This is a genomic window from Profundibacterium mesophilum KAUST100406-0324, from assembly GCF_009835145.1.
Taxonomy (GTDB): Bacteria; Pseudomonadota; Alphaproteobacteria; order Rhodobacterales; family Rhodobacteraceae; genus Profundibacterium; species Profundibacterium mesophilum.
Genome location: NZ_APKE01000051.1, coordinates 1 through 3,140 on the forward strand (window position 1 = coordinate 1; position 3,140 = coordinate 3,140).

Consider the following 3,140-nt stretch of genomic DNA (forward strand, 5'->3'; position numbering starts at 1 on the left):
CTCTAAAATCAAACAAACGGCTCAATCCAAACTGGCCTACTTTTACGCCGCCCTAATGGACCAATTTTGCACCGCCCTTGACAAACCGGAAAACCAACATCGCGATCTTCGCTGGCGCAGCCATCGCCTTTGCCGCCGGTGTCTATCTCGTCCGGTCGCAGGACACGGTGGGCGATGTCGCATGGATGAAGGCGATGATCCCGCACCATTCCATCGCGATCCTGACCAGCGAACGGGCGAACATTTCCGACCCGCGCGTCCGCGCGCTGGCCGATGCGATCATCGAGGCGCAGCGCAGCGAGATCGAGGAAATGAAACTCTACATCGCGGATATCGAGGCCAATGGGGACGCGGCTACCGGCACGGATCGTGTCGAAGTCAGCCCTCAAAACTGAAGATAGATTTAAAAGAGCAATGCCATGATGAACGAAGATCAAATGATGGACGGAAGCGGTTGGATGATGGGCGGTATGGGTTTGATTTCCCTGCTCGTGATCGTCTTTCTGATCGCCGGTATCGTCTATTTCATCCGCAACTCTCGCGGACGCTGAGCGCAAGGAGACTATGACATGCCGAAGGACACCCGCGACGTCGCAGACGTAACGACCGATCCCGCAACTGCCGCGACCGGAAAGACCGCCGTTCTCTACCGCATGGCGCTGCCGAACCATCTGTGTCCGGCCGGTCAAAAGGCGCGCTGGTTATTGAAGTCGAAAGGCTACGATGTCGATGATCGACTGTTCCGCGAGCGCCCGGAAGTCGATGCGTTCAAAGACAAATATGATGTTCCCACCACGCCACAGGTCTGGATCGAAGGCGAGCGCGTCGGTGGCTATGATGCCCTGCGCCAGAAGCTCACCGACTATGATCCCGACGCGACGACCTACACGCCGGTAATCTATCTCTTCGCGGTCGCCGCAGCGACGGCGCTCGCGCTATCCATCGGCTTTCTCGGCACGATTTCGTGGCAGACGCTCGGATGGTTCATCTCCGTCTCGATGATCCTGCTGGGGATGCAGAAACTCCGCGATATAGAGAGTTTCACGACGATGTTCCTCAACTACGACCTGCTCGCGCGGAAGTGGGTGCCCTATGCCTATGTCTATCCGTGGGTCGAGACGGGGGCGGGTATCCTGATGACGGGTATGCTGCTGACCTGGCTTGCCGCCCCTGCTGCGCTCTTTATCGCCACTGTCGGCGCTGCCAGCGTGTTCAAGGCCGTCTACATCGACAAGCGCGAACTGAAATGCGCCTGCGTGGGCGGAGGCGCGAACGTGCCGCTTGGGTTCGTAAGCCTTACCGAAAACCTGATGATGATGGGAATGGCCATCGTCATGCTGGTCAGACTGATTGCTGGCTGATGGAAAAAAAAACCGATTGGAAGCGACGGGCACTGCTGGCTGGCGGTGCCCTCGCCATCTTCGGATGGGTCAAGGGTGCGCCTTATCTGGCCTCGCTAAGTCGGCCGGAATTTGCATTTGAAGACATTTCCGACCTTCCGCCCTTCCGGCGTTTGCAAGGAGCCGGGGCATCCACGCCGAGTGCGGCGATCTTTGCGGGCCTCGATATGGGTGAGGCTGAAGCCGAGGTTAACAACGAGCTTGAACAGTTTGTCAGGACAAATCCGTGCGCCGCTTTCTTCGGTGAAGGTGCGACCGATACTGTGCCCGTTGCTATGTTCTCGGACTTCGCCTGTCCGATCTGTCGTGTGATGGATGATCGTCTCTCTGATCTCGAAGAGAGTGATCCCGGCACGTTCCACATTGTTCGGCATCAGCTCCCGCTCCTTGGCGTTGCGTCGGCTACCGCCAGCCGCGCGGTTCTCGCCGCTGATCTGTAAGGTCGATACCGCGATATGCATGCGCGCCTGATCCGTAGCCCGGCCGTGACGGATGAAAGTTACATCGCTGCGATTGCGGAAAACCTCGACCTCGACGCTGACAGATTGCTTGAAGATATGCGGTCGGACGCTATCGAGCGCCGCCTGGGCCTTACGGCGGCAATCGCGGATGTCTTCGGGTTCATTGGCACACCGGCCTTCGCGGTCGGTCGCACCGTGTTCATGGGGTCCATTCCGAAAGTGTCGCTGCGCAAGCTGATCGCAGAAGAGGTCAGCAATCCGTGTCTGATCGGCTGATTTCTTGCGCGCAGGGCTGTCAGATTCAAGTTTCAGAAGAAGCGGACGTTCAAACGCCTGAGTTGTAGGTCCGCTTCGTCCCGCACAGCGGACCGTAACCTAGTCGCCAGTGAACGACCGCATTGGCGCGTCCAGCGACCAGAACTCAGTCGTTTCTGTCACCGGCGATATCGACCGTTTTAGGGTCATAGGTTGTGGCAAGGGGTTTGGTCCGGCAGCGGTCACTCGTGTTCAGCGCGGCGAAGGTCTGGAAGGCGCCCGGAGAGCTTGATCCTGCGCCATTGACCAATGGCCGCTTTCCGTTGGCGTAGGCCAGAAAACTTTAACCCCGATCGGTCGTGTTGCGAGACGGTGGACCTAAGACGCTTGATTGCGGGGTGATACAGAGCAAAATGCTATAGATGGCATTCTGCCTGGAGACGGTCAGAAACAAGGATTTTTCAATCAGCAAGGAGCCAGAATATGAGACTTGGTGCTTTTTCGGTCAGTCTGCCGGTCAAGGACATCACAGCCTCGATGGCGTTTTATGCGAAACTAGGCTTTGCGCCGAAAATGCCGTTGGAAGACGGTGCCAAGTGGGCGATTTTAGTTAATCCTGACGGTCATATTATCGGCTTGTTCGAGGGAATGTTCGATCAACCCATGCTGACGTTCAACCCTGGATGGGATCAAGCTGCAGGGGCGGTTGATCCGTTTGAGGACGTCCGTGATCTGCATGCCCACATCACTACGGACGGCATCGAAGCCGTGCAGAAGACGTTGGACGCCGATGCTGGCCCAGGCAGCTTTGTTGTGATCGATCCGGACGGCAATCCAATCCTGATTGACCAGCACAGGTAAGTCTTGCGTGGGTTTCAGCGATGGGTCCAAAGACGCGAAGCGGAGCTTGGGAGACACCGACGCGACGGCAGCTTTGTCCCGCGTTGCGGTCGCTCGGGCAGGGCGGAGCGAAGGTCGGTCGACATCGAAGCGGCCGCTGATGCCGCCCGCGGCGAAGGTGCAG

General features: G+C 57.9%; 6 protein-coding genes. All 6 read left to right on the forward strand.

Annotation, left to right across the window (positions count from 1 at the left end):
• Window positions 1-77: 77 nt before the first annotated feature.
• The 6 genes from PMES_RS16015 to PMES_RS16035 all read left to right on the forward strand — a co-directional run bounded on the left by PMES_RS16015 (window position 78) and on the right by PMES_RS16035 (window position 2,977).
• A complete protein-coding gene (locus tag PMES_RS16015) occupies window positions 78-395 on the forward strand; it encodes a DUF305 domain-containing protein (protein WP_159966730.1) in 318 nt (105 codons plus the stop codon).
• A 24-nt stretch (window positions 396-419) separates the two neighbouring features.
• On the forward strand, window positions 420-551 hold the full coding sequence (locus tag PMES_RS16895; RefSeq protein WP_268892434.1) for a hypothetical protein: 132 nt from the start codon (window positions 420-422) through the stop codon (window positions 549-551).
• A gap of 18 nt (window positions 552-569) precedes the next feature.
• The gene (locus tag PMES_RS16020; protein ID WP_159966731.1) at window positions 570-1,361 is read left to right on the forward strand and encodes a MauE/DoxX family redox-associated membrane protein; all 792 of its coding nucleotides are present in this window, start codon (window positions 570-572) and stop codon (window positions 1,359-1,361) included.
• On the forward strand, window positions 1,361-1,840 hold the full coding sequence (locus PMES_RS16025) for a DsbA family protein (RefSeq protein WP_159966732.1): 480 nt from the start codon (window positions 1,361-1,363) through the stop codon (window positions 1,838-1,840). The genes PMES_RS16020 and PMES_RS16025 overlap by 1 nt, the downstream gene beginning before the upstream one ends.
• 15 nt (window positions 1,841-1,855) lie before the next feature.
• Window positions 1,856-2,137, forward strand: coding sequence for a DsbA family protein (locus PMES_RS16030; RefSeq protein ID WP_159966733.1), 282 nt, complete (start codon window positions 1,856-1,858; stop codon window positions 2,135-2,137).
• Between the two features lie 462 nt (window positions 2,138-2,599).
• Window positions 2,600-2,977, forward strand: a complete 378-nt coding sequence (locus PMES_RS16035; protein ID WP_159966734.1) for a VOC family protein — start codon at window positions 2,600-2,602, stop codon at window positions 2,975-2,977.
• The last annotated feature ends 163 nt before the right edge of the window (window positions 2,978-3,140 follow it).

Coding starts and splice junctions, on each gene's coding strand:
- PMES_RS16895 (WP_268892434.1), top strand. CDS start 420: ATGATGAACGAAGATCAAATGATGGACGGAAGCGGTTGGATGATGGGC.
- PMES_RS16020 (WP_159966731.1), top strand. CDS start 570: ATGCCGAAGGACACCCGCGACGTCGCAGACGTAACGACCGATCCCGCA.
- PMES_RS16025 (WP_159966732.1), top strand. CDS start 1,361: ATGGAAAAAAAAACCGATTGGAAGCGACGGGCACTGCTGGCTGGCGGT.
- PMES_RS16030 (WP_159966733.1), top strand. CDS start 1,856: ATGCATGCGCGCCTGATCCGTAGCCCGGCCGTGACGGATGAAAGTTAC.
- PMES_RS16035 (WP_159966734.1), top strand. CDS start 2,600: ATGAGACTTGGTGCTTTTTCGGTCAGTCTGCCGGTCAAGGACATCACA.